The sequence below is a fragment of the Streptomyces sp. NPDC091292 genome, assembly GCF_044757265.1.
Classification (GTDB): Bacteria; Actinomycetota; Actinomycetes; order Streptomycetales; family Streptomycetaceae; genus Streptomyces.
In genome coordinates, this window is the sequence record NZ_JBIVUQ010000018.1 from 153898 (window position 1) to 175975 (window position 22078).

The following is a 22078-nucleotide window of genomic DNA, read 5'->3' on the forward strand; positions in this document are numbered from 1 at the left end:
GACTCCTCTGGACACATATGACGGCATTGCGGTGAAGGTGGTTCGCCCATGGCAGGGGCGGACTACCAGTAGTCGGGAAGGTGGTAGCGGCGGGTGTTGGTGGCATGCCACTCGTGGTTGCCGGAGACCCAGGCCGCCAGACCCTGGGCGTAACGCTCGACGAGGGGCGAGGTGCCGGACAGGGCGGCCGACTCCTCCTCGAAGGCGTCCATGATCTGGTTGTGGATGTCGACGGACTTCAGGTAGGCGGCTTTCAGTCCGCGCCGGTCGTTGGCCGCGACGACCTGCGGCAGATTGAGGTGGTCCGGGTCGCTCGCCAGCTCCTTGGTGAAGGAGTACAGATCGTTCATGATCGTGGTGGCGTTGCAGGCCAGGGCCGTGATGCGCTGGATCTCGGGGCGGGCGTAGACCTGCTCGGGCAGCTCGTAGCCGTCCACGGCGTCCACGAGCGACAGACAGGGGCGGAAGTTGTTGAACTGCCGCATCACCAGGTACTCCCAGATCCGGGGCGTGTACCCGGTCTCCATCCAGGCGGCCTCGCCCAGATAGCCCAGGTGCAGCCGGGCCATGTCGTGGACGAACCGGTCGGTCTGGCTGGGCGTCGCGAAGGCGGCGTAATCCGCGAGGGCGTGGTGGTACGAGCGCAGTGGGCCGTCGGCCTGGATGCCCGCGCGCCACTCCGCCTGCAACTCCGGGACGCCGTGGAACGGGTCGAGCGCGGACTGGGCGATGATCAGCGGGCTGCCGAGACCGCGACGCGATCCACCGCGCCCCTCGTCCTCCTCGCAGTAGCAGGAGTCCACGATGTTCTCGGCGAGCAGCAGCTTGCCCGCCAGGGTGAGCCGGTCCAGGTCGAGGGCGCCGGGGTGCTGGAGGACGACGGCGCGGCCGAACTGGAAGTCCGAGAAGTCCCCCTTCCACGCCTCGGGGAAGAGGTCCAGGTCGCGGGCCCAGTCCTCCAGCCGCCGGTCGATCTCGGCGGCCTTCTCCGGATCGGCGGGCACGGCGGGCCGGTGGTGCAGTCCCGGAACCACGCCCGTACGCCGCGCCGGGCGCAGGCTCTGGGCGATGTTCGGGGGCCCGGGGGGTGTGTAGACGGCGAGGGGCGGGGTGGTGGCGGTGTCCGTGGCGACAGTGGGCGGGGTGGTGTCCGTGTCCATGGTGCGCGCTCCAGCCTCAGTCGGCGGTCCGGCCGAGTTGGACGTGCTCCAGGATTCCGGCGGCGTCCGGGACGAGGATGGCCAGCGAGTAGTAGGCGGTGACCAGGTAGTTGACGATGGCCTGCTCGGTGATGCCCATGAAGCGGACGTTGAGGCCCGGCTGGAACTCCTCCGGGATACCGGTCGGGTAGAGGCCGACGACCCCTTGGTCGGCCTCCCCGGTGCGCAGCGCGATGATGCTGGTGGTGTGGTTGTCGCTGATCGGGATCTTGCCGCAGGGCAGGACGGGCACCCCGCGCCAGGCCGGCACCTCGTGTCCGTCGAGCGTCGCGGTGCCGGGCACCAGGCCGCGCCGGTTGCACTGCCGGAACAAGGCCGCGATGGCCTTCGGGTGGGCGAGGAACACCTTGGTCTTACGGCGCATGGACAGCAGTTCGTCCATGTCGTCCGGGGTCGGCGGGCCGGTGAAGGTGCTGATCCGCTGGCCGTAGTCGACGTTGTGCAGGAGCCCGAACTCGCGGTTGTTGACCAGCTCCCACTCCTGGCGCTCGCGGATCTCCTCGACCGTGAGGCGCAACTGTTGCTGCGTCTGGTCCATGGGGTCGTTGTAGAGGTCGGCGATCCGGGTGTGCACCCGCAACACGGTCTGGGTGAGGGACAGTTCGTACTCGCGCGGTTTGAGTTCGTAGTCGACGAAGCCGCCCTGGATCGTCGGCTCGCCGACATGGCCGGCCTGTACGGGTACCTCGGCCTCGCCCTTGCGGTTCATGGGCTTGCGCTGCTGCTCGACGTACGCCTGGAGGTGTGCGGCGAGCGACGGCGCCCGGTCGGTGACCTCCCGGACGGCGGCCCAGGGCAGGGCGAGCACCACGCCCGCGGTGTCGGCCCGCACGGAGGTCAGCCACAGCGGGTCGGACTGGCCGACCGCCTCGTCGCCCATCTGGTCGCCGGCGGTGACCACTCCGGTGATCTCTTCGCCGCCGTACTTGCCGCTGGTGTAGCGGGTGAACCGGCCGTGGACGACCAGATAGGTCTCCGTCACGGGCTGACCGGCCTCGAACAGCACCTCACCGGCGCGCACCTCGCGGGGCCGGAAGCCGCCTGCCAGCTCGCGCAGGACGTCGCCGTCGGGATAGCCGCGCAGCACGGGCAGTTCGGTCAGTGTCTCCGGGATGACGCGGATGTCGTCCGCGCCGTTCTGCTCGAACTGCACCCGGCCGCGTCCGGTGCGCAGTTGCAGCCGGCGGTTGACGCGGTAGGTGCCTCCCTTGACGTCCACCCACGGCAGCGACTTCAGCAGCCATCGCGAGGTGATGGCCTGCATCTGTGGTTCGGACTTGGTGGTCGTACTGAGTTGGCGGGCCGCCCGGGTACTCAGACTGAGCTGTGCGTCGGGGTCGGGGACGGCTTCTTCGACGACGGAACCGGTGGCGTCCGGTGTGGACACATGCCCTCCAGAGCGGCGGAACGGTGGTGAGGGGACCGGCCGGTGGTGAGCCGGTCGGCGCGCTGCGGAGGACAGCCAAACAGGCGGCACGATCATCGGGTAAGGCGTGAAAAGGGGGCGCTTCGCGCGCAGGTTGCGTAAACGCGCCCCTTGCGGCAAACAACAGGCGCGCGCCAAGATCCACGCTGCCGCGTCACCCCTGGCCCAGGTTTTACCCCTCATCATTCACCCTCACGGGTGCCCCGAAACGAACACCGGGAGGGAAGCCCGGAGGGAGGCCGGTCAGGTGCGGGAGAGCGGTGGCGAGTCGGAGGCGGGCGGTGCGGGTGCCATCCAGCTCAGCAGTTCGTCCAACGCCTGGTAGAAACCCTCGATCTCCGAGACCTCGTTGTACAAGTACGCCGAGACGCGGAGGATTTCGCCGCCTGCCAGTTCGGTGACCACGGGCTGCGCGCACATGTGGCCGCTGCGCACCATGTAGCCGTACGAGTCGCTCAGCAGGCGGGCGACCTCGCCGGCGGGGACAGCGCTGTCCAGGCGCAGGGACGCGAGTGCGATCCGGTCGGTCCGGTCCGGGGGCCCGATGAGGCTCACCGCGGGGCGGGCGAGCGCACCGTCGACCAGGGCCGCGCACAGCTCCTGGTCGTGCTGATGGCGTTGTGCCGTGTCCCGTTCCTCCAGGTACCGGATCGCCGCGGCGCCGCCGATGACGGAGGCGATGGCCGGTGTGCCCGTTTCGAACATGAAGGGGATGCGCCGGTCGACACTGCCGTCGAGGTCGACCCAGTCGACCATCCCCCCGCCGACCGTCAGGGGGCGCAGTCCCCCGAGGAGTTCGCTCCGGCCGTAGAGGCAGCCGACGCCGGTGGGGCCGAGCATCTTGTGCAGCGAGAACGCCATGAAGTCGACGTCCAGGTCGCGCACGTGGAGACGCCGGTGGGGCAGGGACTGTGCGGCGTCGAGCACGACCGTCGCATCGCAGGCCGCGCGGACCTCCGCAATAAGTTCCGGCACCGGGTGTATGACGCCCGTGACGTTGGAGCAGTGGGTGAGAACGACCACCTTCGGCCGGGTGCGCAGGAGCGTCCGGAAGTGTTCGCGGTCGAGGCGGCCGTGCGCGTCCACCCGTGTCAGGTGGAGGCGGCCGACTCTCCGCCATGGCAGGAGCTGGGAGTGGTGCGCGTCCAGACAACCCACGATGGGGGCGTCGGGGTCCAGGCGAAGTCCGCCGGCGACGAGGTTCAGCGCCTCGCTCGCGTTCTTCAGCAGGACCACCTCGTTCGCCGCGGCGCCGATGTGCCGGGCGATGACCGTGCGGGAGGACTCGTAGGCGTCGGACGCCTCCTCGGAGAGCCGGTGCTTCCCTCGGTGAATGTTCGCGCCGTTGGACTCGTAGTACCGGGTGACCGCCTCGATGACCGAGCGCGGTTTCAGGGTCGTGGCAGCGTTGTCGAGGTACGAGATCGTCTGTCCGTCGATCTGTCGCCGCAGCGCCGGGAAGTCGTCCCGGCGGGGATCGGTCACGGTCACCACGCACCTTCCGCGGAGAGGTGGGAAACGCATGCCTGGAACTTCCCGCTGCGTTCGCAGGAGATGTAGTCGACGGCCTCGGTACGGACGCGGTTCGGCTCCAGTGCTTCGGTCAGGCGGAGTGCGAGTGCCGGTGCGTCGCCGGCCTGTTCCTTGGAGTTGGCGACGTACCGGAAGGTGCACGCACCGGTCAGGTCCTGCTCCAGTTTGTAGAGATCCATCCAGGGTGCGTCGCCGACCACTGCGTCCACGGCGCCCGGTGAGACGACGCGACCGTCCCGCAGCCGCACCAGTTGGGTGGCGCGGCCCTCGATCCGCACCACCGGCAGATCACTGCCGCAGTCGCACGAGGCCCCCAAGGGGGTGAAGTAGTCCCCGGTGGCGTAGCGGATGCGCGGGACGAGACCGTCGTCCACCGTGGTCACGTACAACTCGCCCATCGTGCCGTCCTCGACGGGCCGGCCGTCGCGGACGAACTCCAGAAAGAAGTCCCTGTTGTTCATGTGCCGGCGTCCCTTGTGGCACTCGAAACCCAGGTAGCCCAGCTCGGACATGCCGATCATGTCGCCGACCGGCATGTCCGCGCCCATGAACTCGTCGATCTCACGACGGGCCACCCGCGTCATGAGGGTGTAGCCGCTCACCATGTGCACGGTGTGCGGCGAGGTGATCCGCCGTCCGAGCCGCCGCGCCCATCTGGTCAGGAAGGCGAAGTGCGTGGAGTCCACGAGCAGCAGGTCGGGTTGGCAGATGTCCAGCTCGTCGAGCGCCTTGACGATCTGCCACTCCGGTGTCGCCAGCAGGTCGTGGGCGACGGACAGCACCACGGTGCCGTCCGGGAGCGTCCGGTCCGCCAGGGTCGACAGTCCTGTCGCGCACTCCACGTCCGAGCAGTTCGGCGGCGCGAACCGGCATGTCCTGGGTCTGCTGCCGGGACGCCAGAGATCGTCGAAGCGACGGTTGACCGCGAGGGCCGTCGCCTGCCGCCGCGCCAGATCGTAGGAAAGGATGGCGCTGTTGAGACGATCGCCGGACGTCCCGGAGCTTTGGAAACGCATGACGTGGGGCGAGTTGAGGGTGTACTCCTTGGCGAGTACACCTGCGGGGAAGTTGCGCCGGTAGTCCGGCTTCGACGTCGGCGGAATCCGCAGGAAGTCCTCCGGGTCCTTGATGTCCTCCGGCCGGAGACCGTTGGCCTCCATGTGCTGACGGAAGAAAGCGGTGCTGTCGAACGCGTAGGCGATTTCCTGTCGCACGGCTTCGAATGCCGCCGGGTCGGTCATGGCGCGGCCCACAGCACATCACTCACCGGCTCCACGCCGGTTCTCCATCCGCACCCGCTCGTCCAGCAGTTTCGCGAAGTCCGTCCATGTCCCCGCGTAGTACCGGGCAAGGTCGAGGACCAGGGTTCCGCAGTGGCTCGGCACAGCCGCCATGAGTTCCTCGCACGCCCGGGTGACCACCGCGTTCTGCTGGAGCAGCCGGAGCAGTTGCCGCCCTTCCTCCTTGTGGCGCAGCGACGGGTCCCGCAACAGCTTCTCCAGGGCGGCGGAAGGGTCCGGCAGGAGCTGGCTCTTCCTCTGCTCGGCCCGCCGCTCGCCGGTTTCGGCCGCCGCGGGCGGGTCCGCCGGTGCCTCGGGGGCCCGGACCGGCTCCACCACCGGGGCCAGTCCCGACTCAAGCCTCTTGCGGACATCGCTGACGGTCGCGGGCGAGATACCGGCGAGGCGCGCCACCTCACGCAACGACGCCTCGGGGCGTTCGGCTATCAGTTCGGCGGCGCGCAGTCGGCCGTCCACGCTGTTGAGCGGGCGCATCTTGCCGTCCCTGCCGATGCGGGCGCCGAGCTGGGGCACCTCGCCGGCCGTACGGCGCCGGATCGCCGCGACGGCCTTGGCGCCGAGGCCGGCCGCCCGCGCGATCGCCCGGTCCGACATCTGCGGGTGCGAGGCGATGATCCGGCCGGCCGCGGCCCGCCGATCGGCCAAGGACAGCGGAAGGCCGTGCGAGACGTTCTCCTCCACCGCCCGGAGGAAAGCTTCTTCCGACGTTCCGTCGAAAAGCTCGACTTCTATCATCTCCTGGCCCCGCAGTTTCGCGGCCATGAGTCTGTGCATCCCGTCGATCACGCGCATGGTGCGGCGGTCCACGAGAATTGCCGGGATGGGTGTGTCGATCTCCGCGAGTCTGGCTATGTGCTCTTCGTCGGGCCCCTGCGAACGCGGAGATTCTCCGGGAAGGAGTAATGCTATCGAAATCAGTGCGACATTCTCGTGGCGATCCAACGGACACCACGGAGCGCTGCCCTTCTCGGCCGCAACGGTACGGTTCTCTGCGTCTGTTTCTTCGAGGTCTTTTTCTTCGAGCGTGCGAACTGACTGAATCAAGGCTTTCACCCAATCCGGTTCCGATTCAGAATGCGCCATTCGAACCATCTCGATTGGCCATCCAAATGCTGTTCGCCGAGCTACCTGATTTACCTTTCCCGTCGTCGCCCCCGACGTTCCAGCGCGTCAGCACCACCCCGTGCCTGGAACGTGCGGGAGGGCAGCAGAGCACCACGATCTCGGCCCCCCGTAACACTCCTGCCTGCCGTGTCGTCCGCTGCCATCGTCACTTTTCCGCCCCCGCCGTGTCTACCGAATGGATCAACATTTCCCGCACAGTGAACTGGACAGCACGCGGCACGACGTGAGACCGGAGCACCACCGGAATCAAAAATTCCCTTTACCGGAATTTTTGATTCTCTTCCTACCGGGCCCCTGGGTCATGAACTGTCCATGCCCAGTCCTGACCAGGCGATATCACCTGCGGATTCAACATTCGGTAAGGTGCCGGTTTCCCCGCGCACGTCGTCGGTGGCGGCTTCCGGACGCTCCCGTGGCGCCGGCCACGGGAGGGTCCGGCCGGATGGCGGGAGCGTTCAACTGCGGCCCTGCGTCATTCGAACACCCGCTCCATCCGGCCACCCGTCACCCCGTGGCGGCGAACCGTCCCACTTTGTCAATGACGTCGGGGCTGTACAGCCGCAGCGACTGCTGGAACGCGAACTCGGCCATATATGTCTGGAACTCGATCGGAGACTCCTCCGCCAGGTTGAGCATCCGCCGATTGGCCAGGACCGCGGAACCGCGCAGGCGTCGCAGCGCCCCCTCGACGGCCTCGTCCAGCGCCTCGCTCTCGTGGACCTCGTCGAAGACGAGCCGGGCCTCCGGCTCGCTCGCCCGCAGCCGACGGCCGCCGAGAATCATCTGCCGGGCCAGGCGCGGACCGACGGCCCTGCCCAGACGGAAGTTGGCCGCCCCCGGGATGATGCCCTCCTTGGCCGCGGGAAGGCTGACATAGGCGTCCGAGGCGGCGATCACGTGGTCGAACACCAGCAGGATCTGGGCACCGCCGCCGATGGCGAAGGTGTCCACGGCCGCCACCCAGGGCTTCTCCACGGTGGCCGGCAACCCTCCCGGGGCGTCCTCGGTCAGGACGCCGCGAAAAATTTTGTGAATATAACCCAGCTCACGCCGCAGCAGGAAGTCGACCAGTGAAATCCCGCCACCGTGCAGCGACTTGAGGTTCACGCCCGCACTGAAGACACGTCTGCCCCGGTACCGGGGGTGCGTCATCTCGCCGCCCCGCAGCAGACAGACCTCCACCGCGGGGTCGAGCAGCGCGAGATCGACCGCCGTCTCCATGTCGTCGATCTGCTGGTTGTCCTCCGCGTTCAGACAGTCGTCACGGCACATCGTCAGACGCGCGGCTCCGCCGGTCCGCTCCATGCGCACCGAGCCCAGGTCCGCCTGGCCGGTGCGCAGGAACTCCGGCAGCAGGCCGAGGGCTCGCGGGGTGGGACGCAGCATCGCGTCGAGCAGGTGCGGCCCCGCGGTCGGCGAGCGCAGCACCCCCCGGAAGAAGAGGCCCTGGTCGATCTCGTCCCCTTCCTTGTCGGCCTGGTGCCGCGCGCGCTCCGCCGCCAGTCGTTCGGGGGTCGGCACCAGACCGCGGAAGGCCGTCGCGGCGCCGTCGGCCAGCTCGGCGACCCGCACATGGCGCGTGCGGTCCGCGGTCAGCTCGTCGTACACGGCGTCGGCGTGCACACCCAGGAACGCGGCGCGCAGGGTCCGGGCCCCGGCCACCGCTGCTGCGGCGTCCGCCCGCTGCGATGGTGAGCGCAGCGCCGGTTCGGGCAAGGCCGCGATGACGTCGTCGGCGCGCGCGGCGGCCTTCGCGAGGGCGACGCGCGCGTGCGCCAGTTCACCGCACACGGCCCTCAACTCGCCCTGTCCCCCTTCCGCCGCGGGTTCGGCGAGGTTCACGACCGGCCTCCCACTCCGGCGGCACGGCGCAGCGCGCGGTCGCACGCCGCGAGGTGGACGCCAAGGGCCTCTTCGAAGCTCGTCGTGGGAGCGTCCAGCAACAACTGGCGCCGGATGGCCAGTTCGGCACCGGCGACGGCGCCCGCCCGCTCCGCCGCCACGGCCACGGCCTTCGCCGGGTCGTCGACCACCTCGTCCACGAGGTTCAGGGCCAGCCCGTCGGCCGCCTCGACGGGCGTGCCGAAGAGCACGGCCCGGCGGATCGCGGCGGCGTGCGCCCCATGCTTCGCGAGCCGGTAGAGCGCCATGCCCGGCCAGGTCGCACCATCCTCCACCGGCACCATCAGGCGTACCGAACGGGTCGCGATGCGGTAGTCCGCGGCGAGGAAGGCGTCCAGGGCCACTCCCCCGCAATCACCATCGGCGACGGCGATGGTGGTCGCCGGCAGCCGCTCCATCCGGCGAAGCGCCTGTTCCCACTTGTTGACCAGTGAGACGGTCAGGTCGCGCGCCCGGGGCGCCTCGGGTTCGCCGGACACACGCACGATCACCTTGGCGCGCCCGCCCTGGTCCTCGGCCCGGTCGCAGGCCGCCGCGACAGCCGCGACCGTCTCCGTGGACAGGGCCCGCCGTCCGTCGATGCGCAGCAGGACGTGGTCCGCCGCTTCCCCGAGGTCGGCGGTGTCGGCGGTATCGGCGGTGTCGGCCGAGTCTTTCGTGGCGTTGCTCATCTTCGTCTCCGTCACCACTGCACCAGGGCAGCCTCGATGGTCGAACCGGGGCCCATGACCATCAGGACGCCGTGGTCCCCGGACCGGGTCACGCGTTCCTGGAGCAGCCGTTCGTAGGAGAACAGGAAGGAGCCGCTCGACAGATTGCCGTAGTCACGCAGGACGCCGGTCGTGTGCCGCACGTCGTGCCGGGTCAGGCCCAGGTTGACCCGGACAGCGTCGATGACCTTCTTGCCTCCCGAATGCACCAGCCAGTGGCTGATGTCGCTGCGGCGCAACCCCGCGCCGTCCAGCAGCCGGTCGATGATGCGCTCGGCGTGCGCGCCCACCACGTAGGGGACCTGCGGGTCCAGGAAGAAGCTGAACTTGCCCTGTGCGTCGTCCCAGTCGAAGCGCATCGCGTCGATCGCGTCGGTGATGAGATGGCTGGCGAAGGCCAGGATGCGGGGACTGCCGGAATCGGTCGGCGCTTCGGGGGCGCTGTGGGCGGTGTCCTGGGAGTCGGTGACCAGGGCGATCGCCGCCGCACCGTCTCCGAAGAGGCTGTTCACCACGGCGGTGCGCAGGGTCGAGTCGATGACGTACGCGGCCGAGCACGCCTCCACGCAGAGCGCGACGGCGACTTTGCCCGGGTTGGCCACGGACCAGCCGGCCACGGGGTTGAGGGCGTTGAGACCGGCGTTGCAGCCCATACCCACCACGTCGACCCGGCTGATGCGCGGCGAGAGCCCCATCTCGCGGATGAGTAGGGCGCTCAGCCCCGGGGTGAGGAATCCGGTGGTGGTCACGCAGCACAGGTAGTCGATGTCCGACGGTTCGAGGCCGGAGTTGTCCAGGCAGGCGCGCAAGGCTCGGGCTCCCATGTCGAGCGCGAGCCGCCGGTGCTTGGTGAGCAGTTCGCCCTGGCTCTCCTCGATCGGAGCGCCGTCGGCGTCCAGTTCGGGGAGGGAGAGGTGGCGCCGGTCGATGGCGCTGTTGAGGAAGACCGACCGGACCTTGGGGTCCTCGATGGCGAAGTGGTCGAGCAACTCCCGCTGGGAGTAGGAGTGTTCGGTGTTCGCCGTGCCGACACCGACGATGCGGGCGGCGCCGGCGGCGGGCTTCGTCCGGGGTGCGTGTGTCTCCGTGACGTCGATCCCCGGCGTGATCGTTCCTGCGGTCATCGGAATGTCCACCCCCACATACGGGTCTTACTGCGAATGAGAACCTTCACGGCAAACACCGCTTTCCCTTCGGTGAGTTGTTGTCGGATCAGGGGCTGAGTACTCGGGGCTCCGTATCGAGGTGCTCCGTACGGAGGGCACTCCGTACGAAGCCCGCCAGCCGCTCGACGCCGTCCGCGATCTGCGCATGGCTCAGATAGCTGACGGACAGCCGCATGCTCGTCTCGCCGCCGCCCCGCGGATAGAAGTAGGACATCGGCGTCCAGATGACGCCGAACTCCTCGGCGGACCGTTCCAGTGCGGCGTTGTCCGCGCGGAACGGGACCGTGACGGAGAGGAAGAAGCCTCCGCCGGGCTCGTTCCAGCTGATGCCGAGCGCGCTGCGTTCGTCCTCGGGGAAGCAGCGTTCCAGCTCCCGGAGAGTGACCCGCATGGCGTCTCCGTAGTACGCGGCCGTGCGGGTGTTGAGTTCCGAGGTCCGGCCGTCGACGGAGAGCAGCATCCCGGCCGTGACCGCCTGGCTCACCGGTGAGGTGTTCACCGTCAGCATGCTCTTGATCCGGGCGAGTTCGTCCGCGAGCAGTCCGGTGTTCCCCGCATCGTCGGTGACGGGCTGGTCCGCGACGACGAAGCCCACCCGGGTGCCGGGGAAGAGCGTCTTGGAGTACGAACCCAGGTGCACGACCCTGCGTGCGCGGTCCAGGGACTTGAGCGTCGGAAGCTGCTCACCGGGGCTGACCATCCGGTACGGGCTGTCCTCCAGGATCAGGATGTCGTGGCGTTCCGCCAGGTCGAGCAGTTCCCTGCGGGCAGGCAACGGCATGGTCGTACCGGAGGGGTTGGAGTGGTCGGGGATGACGTAGAAGGCGCGCGGACGTCTGCCGGCGGCCCGCTCCGCGAGGAGTGCGGCTTCCAGGTCCGCGCAGTCGAATCCCTTCTCGCTCTCCTCGACGGCACACACCTCTACGTCGAGGAGCCGTGCGGCGCCGGTGATGCCCACGTAGCACGGACTGGACACGAGCAGCACGTCGTCGGGGCCGGAGATGAGGGCCCGTACCGCGAGGAACATCGCCTCCTGGCAGCCCACGGTCACGACCACCGACGCGGGTGGCACGTCGATCCCCTCGTCCTTGCGGAGCGAGTCCGCGACCAGCTCCCGGATCTGGCCGGCGGTCGGGCCGTACTGGAAGATCGCGGAGCGGACCTGCTCGGGGGTGGCGCCTTCCGCCGCCAGGTGGTCCAGGTAGCGGCGCAGATGGGTGAAGACGTCCTCGGTGTCGAAGAATCCGTCGTAGGGGCGGCCGGGTGCGAACGAGACCGCGTCGGGGTAGCGATGGGTGACTTCGTTGAGGAAGTTCATCGTGTCGAGGACCGGGTCGCGGACGCTGCCGTGCAGCTCCTCCTTGCGGAGGCCGGGGACAGCCGTCCGGTTCGGCGGTGGCTGCGGGAGCTGCCCGGCGGGCTCGGGCCCTCCCACGAGCGGGGGCTCGGCCCGGTCGACGGCTGCCGTGCCCGTGAACGTCATCGTCTCCGCCAGTTCCTCTACGACGGTGCCGAGGACCCGCTCGACGCCTGCTCCGCCCCCGACCGCCAGACCGTGCAGCACCGGCCGTCCGACGAGCACCGCGTCGGCGCCGAGCGCGAGCGCCGCCAGCACGTCCGAGCCGCGCCGCACACCCCCGTCGACGAGTACGGGGCACGCCCCTTGGAGCGCGTCCGCGATCTCCGGCAGTACGTCGAGCGTCGCGGGGACTCCGTCCAGTTGGCGGCCTCCGTGATTGGACACGACGATGCCGGCGGCACCCGACGCGACCGCCTGCCGTGCGTCGGCGGGCGTCATGATGCCCTTGACCAGCACCGGCAGGGAGCTGATCGAGCGCAGCCATGCGATCACCGTCCAGTCGAGGGCGGCGTCGAACTCGGCCAGCGCGTGATCCGCGGGCGAGGCGAAACCGTCGCCGGTGAGGTTGGCGGGCACGATGCCTTCCGGCAGCCGGAAGCCGTTGCGCATGTTACGCAGCCGCCGGCCGAGCCGGGGCGTGTCCGCTGTCAGGACCAGGGCCTCGAAGCCGGCCCGCTCGGCACGTTGGACGAGGGCCCGCGTCGTGTCGCGGTCCCGGAAGCAGTAGACCTGCAGCCAGAGTGGCGCCGTGGCGGCCCGTGCGATGTCTTCGAAGGTCCGCCCGGCGAAGGTGCTCACGACGAGCGGCAGCCCGGCCCGCCCTGCGGCCCCCGCCGTGGCGACCTCGCCCGCCGGGTCCGCCAGGGTGTGGTAGGAGAGGGGCGCGATACCGACGGGCGCTGCCCAGGAACGTCCCAGGATCCGGGTCGTGGTGTCCGGCTGTCCCATCCCCGTGAGCACGCGCGGCCGGAACCGCACGCGGTCGTACGCCTCCACGTTGGCCGCGAGCGTCCGTTCGTCGCCCGCGCCGCCCGCGCAGAAGTCCCACACGGCCGGGTCCATGCCCGCGCGGGCCAGGGTCGCGTAGTCGGCGAGGGTGTACGGAACCGGCGCGGCGCCGTCCGCCGCCGCGCCGTTCACCCCGCGGCCAGCCGGTCTCGCTCGACCGCTTCGTACAGGGCCCGGATGTTGGCGCTGCCGAAGCCGCGTGAGCCCTGACGCTGGATCAGCTCGTAGAAGAGGGTGTTGCGCTCGTAGGGCGAGCGGCTGAACAGCTGGAGCAGATAGCCCCATTCGTCCCGGTCGGCGAGTACCTGGGCGGCCCTCAGCTCCGCGACCTCCTCGCGCATGCCGGTGACCCGCTCGGCGAGCACGTCGTAGTACGAGTCGGGTGTGCTGAGGAACTCGGTGCCGCCCTCGCGCATGTGCCGCACGGCGGGGATGATCTCGTCCACGAGGAAGGCGAGGTGCTGGGCGCCGGGGCCGCCGTTCCTGTCGAGGAACGCGTCGAGCTGTCCGGGTTCCTTCGTCGGGTCCGGGGCGACGAGGGTGAAGGTGACCCGTCCGGAGTCGCTGCGGACGACGATCGAGTCCATCGCCTGCTCGCCGACCGCGACGTACTCGGAGGAGTACCGGGACATCCCGAAGGCGCTCTCGTAGAAGTCGGCGTACTCCGTGAGCCGGTGTCCTTCGACGCAGACCGCGATGTGGTCGAGTAGCCGGACCGGGCCCTGCGACGTGGCGCGCGGCTCCGGTGTGCTCACCCATCGGCGTCCCGGCGGCAGTGCGGCCGCGGTGTTCGGCAGCAGGGTGTGGGTGACGTCGCCGAAGCCCGAGACGACCGGGTGGCCGTGCGAGACGCCCTGGGAGCGGGCGCCGGCGGCCACCGCCGCGTCGTGGGTCGCGGCCACGTCGTCACAGGTGAACGCGATGTCGGCGACACCGTCACCGTGCCGGTCGAGGAAGCGGGTGGTGCCGGGGCCCGAGGTCACGATCAGCCGGGTCTGCCCCTGGCGCAGCAGGATGGAACTCCGGTCGGACTCCACGGAGTCGGCGACGCGGGTGAAACCCATTCCCGAGACGAAGTAGTCGACGGCCGTCGGCGCGTCCCTCGTGTACAACTCGACGTGTTCGATGTCCTGCACTGTCATGACGCTGTCTCCTCAAGAGTCGATGAGTTGCCTGGGGTCGGGTTACCAGCGCCATTCCTGCTGGCCGTACAGGTGGCCTGCCTTGATGCCGCGGTCCTTGCACCAGGTCATGAACTCGTCGATCTGCTTGATCTGGAACGTGTCCTCGGTGTAGGTCGTCGCCATGACGTGCCCGAGCCAGGGCTCCTCGCCCATGGCGTAGACGTACGCCTCCTTGGCTCCCAGCTCGGTCATGATGTCGGCGGCCTGGGCGGCGTTGGAGCCGGACAGCTTGCGGGAGTTGCTCATCTTCTTCGTCACCGGCTTGGTGAGCAGCGCCTGGTAGAGCCAGGTGAGGGGGGCGCCGTCGCACTCCATGCCGAGGAAGGCGATGTCCGCGGTGCCCAGGTGACGCTTGACGTAGCGGTACAGCATCGGGTCGATGCCCGAGGAGTCCGCGCCGATGAAGACCTTCTTGCCCGCGAACTCCGCCCAGTAGGTGGACTTGCCGCGGATGTCGAGGTCGCAGTGCTCGCCGAGGAACGGCGTCGCGGTGATCTTGCCGCCGGGGAACTCCACCTCGTCGAAGTCGTCGACCTCCACGACCGGGAAGCCCTGGTGCTTGAGCATGAGCGCCATGGACGGGTCGGCGAGGTTGCCGCGCGAGCCCCGGGGGACGACGATCCGGCCGACGCGGCCCCGGAGTTGGAGAAGTGTCTCCAGGACGATGTGGTCCTGGTGGCCGTGCGTGATCAGTACAAGGTCAATGTAGTCGGGCAGGTCGTCAAGGGTGTACCGGTCGCCGGCGGTGTTGTCGGCGCTGATGAACGGGTCGGTCACGACGGCGGCATCGGGCGTCTGGAGGACCAGACACGCGTGCCCGAAGTAGCGGATACGGCCGCCCGCGTCGATGTGCCGGTCCTCCGCGAGGCTCGGCCGGTCGCTCAGCATGCCGGACAGGTGCTGCGTCTGGGCGTCGTCCAGTTCGAGGGCTTCGCGGAGTTTCGCGAGGGTCGTGGGCCGCACCCGGGCCTTGAAAAGCTCTTCGAGCCCGGCATGACGGAACGGAATGTCCAGTTCCAGCACATCGGGTGAGGGGAGTCGCGGGGTACTGAGGATGAACGGCCTTTCCACACCGGTCTCGAAGGAGAGCTGAACCGACTGGCGCTCCTCCTGGTAGATGTCGCTGTGGTAGGCGAGCGGCTCCATGAAGCGGATCTGCGCCTGGTTGTCGGTGTCGTACGCCAACTCGACCAGGCCGGCGAGTTCCGGGGGCAGCTTCGGGTACAGCGGGGTCAGGTCGAAGCCGGTGGCATGGGCGCGGAGCAGTTCCTGGCCCTCGGCGATCGCCTCGGCGAATCGGAGCATGCCCGCCCGGTCGCGCTTGATGGTGGTCAGCAGATCGCGCACCTCGTCGGCGCGTTCCTCCGCGATGTTGATGAAGTAGCCGCCTCGCAGTTCGGGATTGCTGCTGGCCGCCACGTGGACCTTCGGAGACTGGAGATACGACTCCAGGAGCGGCACCTGAAGAAATGCCAGGTTCATCGCGGCCTGAATGGGCGCCAGTGTGTGCGGCCAGACGTAGAACCGGTCCACCAGTGGTTCCACTATGACCTTGGGTCGCAAAAACAGCAGCTCGTCAGACATGGGTGCCCCCGCCCTCCAAAGAATTCGGACCAGAATCAATCGATTGGTTGGTCAGCCGCGGAAGACGCCCAGGCCCATGCGGAAGGGCGGCCGTCCGCGGCGGTTCGTCAACTGCGCTTCGGCTGCGGCGGGTTGCCGGTGTTGCCGGTGTTGCCGGTGGCCACCCACTCCAGTACGGCCATGGCACTGGTCAGCTTCATCTCGGCCTGCTGCCAGGCGATCGAGCGCGGCCCGTCGAGGACCGCGCCGGAGACCTCCTCGCCGCGGTGCGCGGGCAGGTCGTGCATGAACTTCGCTTCCGGCCAGCGCCGCAGAAGCTGCTCGTCGATGTGGAAGGGGCGGAACTTCTCCCGCCAGTCGGGGTCCGCCTTGACGGTTCCCGTCGTCTGCCAGCGCGTCGTGTAGACGACGTCCACATCTGTCGGCAGATCGTCCATGCCGTGGACCTCGCGTACGCTGCCGCCCGACTCGGCGGCCCGCTTCGCGGCACTGTCCAGCACCTGGGGGTCCAGTCCGTAGCCGGGCGGGGTGGCGAAGGTGAGGTGGCAGCGCGGGAGGTGGGAGGCGCCGTGGGCCAGGGCGGACGCCGTGTTGTTGCCCTCGCCGACGTAGAGGACGGAGATGCCGTCGAGCGAACCGAATTCCATGAGCATCGTCGCCAGGTCGCACACGCCCTGGGTGGGGTGCTCCTCGGCGGCCATGGCGTTGATGACGGGGAGCCGCCCTGCGCCGGCCATTTCCCGCAGGTCCGCGAGCGGACCGGACGTCCTCGCGACGAGCGCGTCCAGCATGGAGCCGAAGATGCGGCCGGTGTCCTTGAGCGATTCGCCCGTCACCGTCTGGAGATCGTGGGGTCCGTAGGTGACGGGAAATCCGCCGAGCCGCACGACGCCGCTGGTGAAAGCGGTCCGGGTCCGCGTCGACGTCTTGGCGAACAGCACCCCGACCACCTTGTCGCGCAGCGGCCTGTCATGCGCCTTCCGGTCGTGGAAAAGCTCTCGGGACCTGGCCATGAGGCCCTCCAGGTCCTCCCTGGTCAGTTCGGACAGCGTCAGCAGCCCGCGCGCCTCTATGGACATCGCTCTCCTATGGACATCGTTCTCCGCTTTCGCTCTGGCCGCGGTATGCGACGGCGCCGCCCATCCCGGCGGTGGTGATCCCCTGCGCGGCCCGCCAGTCGGCGTGGTAGATCGTCGTCCGGTAGCGGTCGGCCCCGTCGGGGCAGAGGCATACGAACTCCTCGGCCGCCGGGTCCTGCCGGAACATCCGCAGCGCGGCGGCCACGGTCGCCCCGGAGCTGCCTCCGACACCGATGCCGGCTTCCTCGGACAGCCACAGACAGGCCGATACGGCCTCGGCGACATCGACGTACTGCGCGGATGCGGTGGCAGGGTCCAGGAAACTCGACGGACAGCTCGCTCCTATCCCGGACAGCAGCCGCCGCCCGGACGTGCGGCCGAGCGCCGCCGAGCCGTGGACGTCGACACCGATGAGGCGCCACTCCGCGTCGCTCGCGGCAACAAACCGGGTCAGGCCGGCGAGCGTGCCGCCCGTGGAGACGGGGACCAGCACCGTCGCCGGGCCGGGCACCTCGCGCAGGAGTTCGGGCGCCGTGCTCTCGAAGTGGGCGTTCGGGTTCGCCTCGCTCCGGTACTGATTCGTCCACACCAGGCCGGGTCGAATCTTCAGCTGTTCCCTGACGTATCGGATGCGATTCAGTAGATATCCGCCGGTGGCATCCGGTTCATCAATCACCCGCACCCGCGCCCCGAAGCCACGCATCCGGTCGACGAAGAAGACACTGGTCCGCGGATCGACAACGGCGGTGAAGGGTATCCCCCGCGCCGCACATTCGGCCGCCATGGCGACACCAAGATTCCCCGAAGTCGACTCGATGACGCCGATTTCCTTGTCGATACGGTCGGCCACCTGGTCGATCAAAGCGGCGGATATGCGGTCCTTGAGCGAACCGAAAGGATTCTTGGATTCCAGCTTGAGTCGCAGCCGCCGCAGGGTCCCGTGCACCTCAAGGGAAACATCCACGATCGGAGTGTTCCCGACCGGGGTGTTCTCGACGGGAGTTTTCCTGACCGGAGTGTTCTCGACCGGATTGTTCCCGACAGGAGAGCGCACCGGGTCCGCAGATCTCACAGCCCTCGTCATCAGCAACATCCGATATTCTTGAGTAGCGTGGCGGGTCGGCTCACGGCCCCTGAAGCACCGGATGAAAAGCCGTCAGGCGTCGGTCATTTCTACAAGCGCCAGTCGACCGGTCCCCTTCAGGGTGGCCAGATCGATATCGGCGATACAACGCACCGGATCGTCATTGAGCGTCAGCGTGCCCTCGACATGGACGGTGCCGGTGCCTGCCTCGAAGTCGGCGCCGCTGAGGTCCGAAGCCTCCCGATCCAGGCGTATGCCCAGGTCAGTGCCGCCCCGGGTCTCCGTGAACTTCACGAAGACGGTCCCGATGTCCGTCAGCCGCGTATGCAGTTCCTCCAGCGTGGGCTCGGGTCCGCCGACCTCCACACTCTGTTCCACACTCAGGCGCTCGGTCAGTTCATCCATGATTCATCTCTCCGATCGAAAAACGGCCGGCGGCCGGCTCAGGACTGCTCGGACTCCACATAGGCGAATGCCAGGTCGTCAGGAATGCTGAATTTCAGCGTGGTCTCGCAGAACTCACGCCACTCCGGAGTGACATCGGTGAAGAGCCGCTTGTCCTTGTCGACGCCGACAGGACTGAGCATGACCGTGAATTCATCACAGAGGAACACCGTGGTCTCATCGGCAAGATCGCGCTCCTCGGAATGCGCTCCGGCCGACCAGCCGGGAAAGCCACGCAATTCACCCAGTGGGTACGACTTGCAGTACTTCCTCACCCGAACCTCCGAAAGCAGGCCGACAGCGGACGTGCCCCACGCAGCACTGAAGGAACCGCTCGGGACGGTCCTTCCGAATGCGATGAAACGCAATAGTGCGTGGCGAGGCGCGCCCTCAGCGTACGACAACCGTCCCTGCTCATCCATAAGTCCAAACACAGAGAAATGGCGGCCTCGTGTTCAACCGGCGCCTTCACGCAGTTGAACACGAGACCGCCTTACCCGCCCGGGGGATTAGCGGGTAGTCTGTGTCGTTTATACGTCTCGCGAGCGCAGCATCGCGCCGCCGACCGCCAGCGCGCCGGCGGCCCACAGGGCCACCACGCCGAGACCTTCCCAGGGGCCGATCGGCAGCTTGTCGACGCCGATCGTCGTCTGGACGGAGAGGCCCGCCGTCATGGGCGCGATCTGCTGGAGCAGCCGCTGCCAGTCCGGGTCCGTGATCACCTGGGTGAGGATCGGGAAGAAGAAGAGCAGTCCCAGCACGATCCCGATCGCCGTCGCCGAGTTCCGCACGATCAGTGCGACGCCGAGGCTGAGCAGCCCGATCAGGGCGAGGTAGAGGACGGAGCCCACGGCCGCGCGCAGCGTCTCCGAGTCGGCCAGCGACATCGCCTCGTACCCGTGTGCCTCGGTGAAGCCCCGGCCCGGCGTCACCATCCCGCCGATCAGCAGGGATCCGACGACACCGATTCCACCCGCCACCACCATCACCGCGCTGAGGACGGCCGCCTTCGAGAAGAGGACGGTCAGCCTGCGCGGTACCGCGGCGACCGTGGTCTGCATCATGCCGGTGCTGTACTCGTTGCCGACCATCAGCACCGCGACGATCGCGACGACGACCTGACCGACCATGACACCGGTGAGGCTCAGCTTCGTGGCGTCCTCCCCGCAGCCCATGGCGTCACACCGGGCGGTCATGGCCACCGCGGCGCCGACCGCCAGGGTCAGGGCCATGGTGCCGAGCAGCAGCCAGCCGTTGCTGGAGTCCGTCCGCAGCTTCGTCCACTCGGCGCGTCCCGCGTACCTCATACGTCCCTCCGGCGGATCAGGACCAGGGCGCTCGCGAAGGCGACCGCGGCGTATGCGCACAGGACGGCGAAGCCCGCCCATGGCGCCAGCGGGAAGTAGCCGTTCGCCGGCGTGTAGACGGTGACGACCTGGTCGTAGTGGCTGACGGACTGCTGGATGGCGAACCCGGCGGCCGGTGTGACCTTCAGCAGCCAGTCCGAGGCCGCGTCGGGCAGGACGGACGCGGTGGCGAGCAGATAGGGCAGCACCATGCCGACGACCACGACGGTGATGGTCACGGCGCTGCGCCGCAGGATCGCACCGACCCCCAGGGCGAACACGCTCGCCGCCGCCAGCAGCAGGCCCGTTCCCACGACGACCCGCAGCTCGGTCGCCGACGGCACCGTCAGGACGGGAAAGCCGTTCGCGAGTGACCGTGCTCCGCCGAAGGGCACCATGATCGCGGCGGCGATCGTGCCGACGAGGAAGGCCGCACAGCCCACCACGAGGGCCTTCGTCACCAGTACGCGGCCCCTGCGCGGACTGGCCGCGAAGGTGACGCCGATCAACCCTCGCCGGTACTCGACGGTCATGTAGCCCGCGGCCACGACGACCATCATGATCAGTCCGGCGAACGCGCCGACGAGGAAGTTCGAGACGATCCGCACACCGCTGGCGGCCGGTCCGCCGACCACCGGTGCGATGTCGCCGGCCCCGGTGATGCTGAAGCCCGTACCGGACGGGGTCACTTGGCCCTTCGTCGACTGGCTGTAGCTGCCGTTCGTCCCCGCGCCGTCGCTGACCTGCTGGTCCTGCCACGCGCCGCCGCTCCAGCCACCGCTCAGGGTGGGATCGCTGAACGTGCCGGTCGCGACGGCGGGGTTGAACCCCGTTCCCGTACCGGTCTCCTCCGTGGCCGACGGCGAGGCCACGAACAGCCCGACCTGCGGCGCCTCGGAGAGCCCGGAGAGGCGGGCGGTGCCCACTTCGTCCCACTTGCTGCCGTCCGCCGACTGGTAGCCGGTGAGGGTGTCGCCTGAGCGCTCCAGCCGGAGCCAGCGCGGTGCCTGCGCCGACACCGCGCCGGGCAGTCCCGCCGTGTCGTGCGTGTAGTCGTACTGCATCCGCACGCCGTGGGCGCCTGTGACCATCATCGCCGCGTACGACGACCCCGGATCCAGGGAGTCCTTCACGATGATTCCGGCCTTGGCCCAGGGCGCGAGGCCGGGCTTGTTCTCCGTGGGCGTCGACGCGACCTGACCGGTCAGCGAGGACACGGACACCGTGATACTGCCGTCGCCCTTCAGCGGCTGATGCATGAAGTAGAAGGCGTCGTTGACCGCTTCACCGGACGGACCGACGGGCAGCTTCGACGCGTCGCGGCCCCCCTCGTTGCTCGCGGCCGTGGCGAGCAGGCCGACGAGGCAGATCACCACGAGGGCGCCGACCGTGCTGAGCACCCAGCCGCGCACGGTCCGGAACTTGGTCCACTCGGCGTGCAGCACGCGTCCGAAGCCGCCGCGCTCCGGCCGGTCGGTGGCGGGTGGCGGCGAGAGCGTGGTGGTCATCGTCCGGCCTCCTCGCTGACGACCCCGCGGTACTGCACGGAGTCCCGGGTGAGTTCCATGTACGCCTCTTCCAGGGACGCGCGATGCGAGGACACTTCGGAGAACGGCACCGCGTTCGCGCCGAGCACGGACACGACGGCCTCGGCCGCCAGGTCGGTGACGCTGATCGTGTCGCCGCCCGTGGAACTGACCGTGGCACCGGCCCGCGCGAGCACCTCCATCGCCCTCGTACGCGCCGAGGTACGCAGGGTGACGCGCCCCTGGGACACCGAGGCGAGCAGTTCGCTGACGCTCACGTCGGCGAGGACCTTGCCGCGCCCGACGACGATCACATGATCGGCGGAGTCCTGAAGTTCACTCATCAGGTGACTGGACACCAGCACGGCGCGACCCTGTTCGGCGAGCGACGCGAGGAAGCCCCGCATCCACATGAAGCCTTCGGGGTCCAGACCGTTGAACGGCTCGTCCAGCATGAGCATCGGCGGGTCGCCGAGCAGCGCGGCTGCGATACCCAGCCGCTGCCGCATCCCCAGGGAGAAGCCGCCCGCCTTGCGGCCCGCCACGTCCTGGAGGCCGACCCTGCGGATCACCTCGTCGACCGCGGCGGTGCCCAGCCCCTGCGAGTGGGCCAGCCACAGCAGGTGATGGCGGGCGATCCGGCTCGGCTGCACGGCAGCCGCGTCGAGCAGCGCGCCGACGTGCTTGAGCGGCGTGCGCAACGACTGGTACGGGCGCCCGCCGACCAGCGCGCTCCCCTTGTCCGGCTTGTCCAGGCCGAGGATGACACGCATCGTCGTGGACTTGCCGGCGCCGTTCGGGCCGACGAAGCCGGTGATCTGTCCCGGTCTGACGGAGAACGACATCCCGTCCAGCGCCTGGGTGCTGCCGAAGCGCTTGTGGACGTCCCTGACCTCGATCACCGCTTGCGATCCATCGATCGTCTTCTCCATGCGAGAAGGCTAGGGAAAGGGAGGGGTACGGGTCGTCACGGCCAGGAGCTAAGTTCCGGGCGGCTCGCGTGAGGGATGCGGCAGACCGCCCCTCCCCCGTACGAGGGAGGGGCGGTCTCCTACCTGAGGATGAGGCACCGGATCTGCC

General features: G+C 68.9%; 18 protein-coding genes. All 18 read right to left on the bottom strand.

The features are described 5' to 3' along the window. Window positions 1–62: 62 nt before the first annotated feature. Window positions 63–1160, bottom strand: coding sequence for a family 2 encapsulin nanocompartment cargo protein terpene cyclase (locus ACIQNU_RS34610; protein ID WP_401373924.1), 1098 nt, complete (start codon window positions 1158–1160; stop codon window positions 63–65). Between the two features lie 16 nt (window positions 1161–1176). Further along, the gene (locus tag ACIQNU_RS34615) at window positions 1177–2607 is read right to left on the bottom strand and encodes a family 2B encapsulin nanocompartment shell protein (protein ID WP_401373926.1); all 1431 of its coding nucleotides are present in this window, start codon (window positions 2605–2607) and stop codon (window positions 1177–1179) included. Window positions 2608–2889: 282 nt separating this feature from the next. After that, window positions 2890–4131 carry an aminotransferase class V-fold PLP-dependent enzyme gene (locus ACIQNU_RS34620; RefSeq protein WP_401373928.1) on the bottom strand — a complete coding sequence of 414 codons (1242 nt, stop codon included), beginning with the start codon at window positions 4129–4131 and terminating at the stop codon, window positions 2890–2892. A 2-nt stretch (window positions 4132–4133) separates the two neighbouring features. After that, entirely contained in the window at window positions 4134–5393 is a 1260-nt protein-coding gene (locus ACIQNU_RS34625; protein ID WP_401373930.1) for a phenylacetate--CoA ligase family protein, read from the bottom strand. A 45-nt stretch (window positions 5394–5438) separates the two neighbouring features. After that, window positions 5439–6272 carry a helix-turn-helix domain-containing protein gene (locus ACIQNU_RS34630; protein ID WP_401373932.1) on the bottom strand — a complete coding sequence of 278 codons (834 nt, stop codon included), beginning with the start codon at window positions 6270–6272 and terminating at the stop codon, window positions 5439–5441. An 837-nt stretch (window positions 6273–7109) separates the two neighbouring features. Next, window positions 7110–8405, bottom strand: a complete 1296-nt coding sequence (dpgC, locus tag ACIQNU_RS34635) for a (3,5-dihydroxyphenyl)acetyl-CoA 1,2-dioxygenase DpgC (protein ID WP_401373961.1) — start codon at window positions 8403–8405, stop codon at window positions 7110–7112. Between the two features lie 38 nt (window positions 8406–8443). Further along, on the bottom strand, window positions 8444–9178 hold the full coding sequence (gene dpgB / locus ACIQNU_RS34640) for an enoyl-CoA-hydratase DpgB (RefSeq protein ID WP_401373933.1): 735 nt from the start codon (window positions 9176–9178) through the stop codon (window positions 8444–8446). 11 nt (window positions 9179–9189) lie between these two features. Then, complete coding sequence (gene dpgA / locus ACIQNU_RS34645) at window positions 9190–10341, bottom strand: 3,5-dihydroxyphenylacetyl-CoA synthase DpgA (RefSeq protein ID WP_401373934.1); 1152 nt, start codon at window positions 10339–10341, stop codon at window positions 9190–9192. An 88-nt stretch (window positions 10342–10429) separates the two neighbouring features. Continuing rightward, window positions 10430–12883: an aminotransferase class I/II-fold pyridoxal phosphate-dependent enzyme gene (locus ACIQNU_RS34650; RefSeq protein WP_401373935.1), complete on the bottom strand. Its 2454-nt coding sequence runs from the start codon at window positions 12881–12883 to the stop codon at window positions 10430–10432. Then, entirely contained in the window at window positions 12880–13893 is a 1014-nt protein-coding gene (hppD, locus tag ACIQNU_RS34655; RefSeq protein ID WP_401373936.1) for a 4-hydroxyphenylpyruvate dioxygenase, read from the bottom strand. The genes ACIQNU_RS34650 and hppD overlap by 4 nt, the downstream gene beginning before the upstream one ends. A 42-nt stretch (window positions 13894–13935) precedes the next feature. After that, a complete protein-coding gene (locus ACIQNU_RS34660; RefSeq protein WP_401373937.1) occupies window positions 13936–15519 on the bottom strand; it encodes an MBL fold metallo-hydrolase in 1584 nt (527 codons plus the stop codon). A 107-nt stretch (window positions 15520–15626) separates the two neighbouring features. Further along, window positions 15627–16598, bottom strand: coding sequence for an ornithine carbamoyltransferase (locus tag ACIQNU_RS34665; protein WP_401373938.1), 972 nt, complete (start codon window positions 16596–16598; stop codon window positions 15627–15629). 7 nt (window positions 16599–16605) lie between these two features. Then, complete coding sequence (locus ACIQNU_RS34670) at window positions 16606–17691, bottom strand: pyridoxal-phosphate dependent enzyme (RefSeq protein WP_401373940.1); 1086 nt, start codon at window positions 17689–17691, stop codon at window positions 16606–16608. Between the two features lie 63 nt (window positions 17692–17754). Further along, entirely contained in the window at window positions 17755–18087 is a 333-nt protein-coding gene (locus ACIQNU_RS34675; RefSeq protein ID WP_401373941.1) for a hypothetical protein, read from the bottom strand. 38 nt (window positions 18088–18125) lie between these two features. Further along, window positions 18126–18548, bottom strand: a complete 423-nt coding sequence (locus ACIQNU_RS34680; RefSeq protein ID WP_401373942.1) for a hypothetical protein — start codon at window positions 18546–18548, stop codon at window positions 18126–18128. Between the two features lie 108 nt (window positions 18549–18656). Continuing rightward, the gene (locus tag ACIQNU_RS34685; RefSeq protein WP_401373943.1) at window positions 18657–19433 is read right to left on the bottom strand and encodes an ABC transporter permease; all 777 of its coding nucleotides are present in this window, start codon (window positions 19431–19433) and stop codon (window positions 18657–18659) included. Continuing rightward, window positions 19430–20980, bottom strand: coding sequence for a hypothetical protein (locus ACIQNU_RS34690; protein WP_401373944.1), 1551 nt, complete (start codon window positions 20978–20980; stop codon window positions 19430–19432). Before ACIQNU_RS34690 ends, ACIQNU_RS34685 begins: the two co-directional genes overlap by 4 nt. Next, on the bottom strand, window positions 20977–21930 hold the full coding sequence (locus ACIQNU_RS34695; RefSeq protein WP_401373945.1) for an ATP-binding cassette domain-containing protein: 954 nt from the start codon (window positions 21928–21930) through the stop codon (window positions 20977–20979). The genes ACIQNU_RS34690 and ACIQNU_RS34695 overlap by 4 nt, the downstream gene beginning before the upstream one ends. Between the last annotated feature and the right edge of the window lie 148 nt (window positions 21931–22078).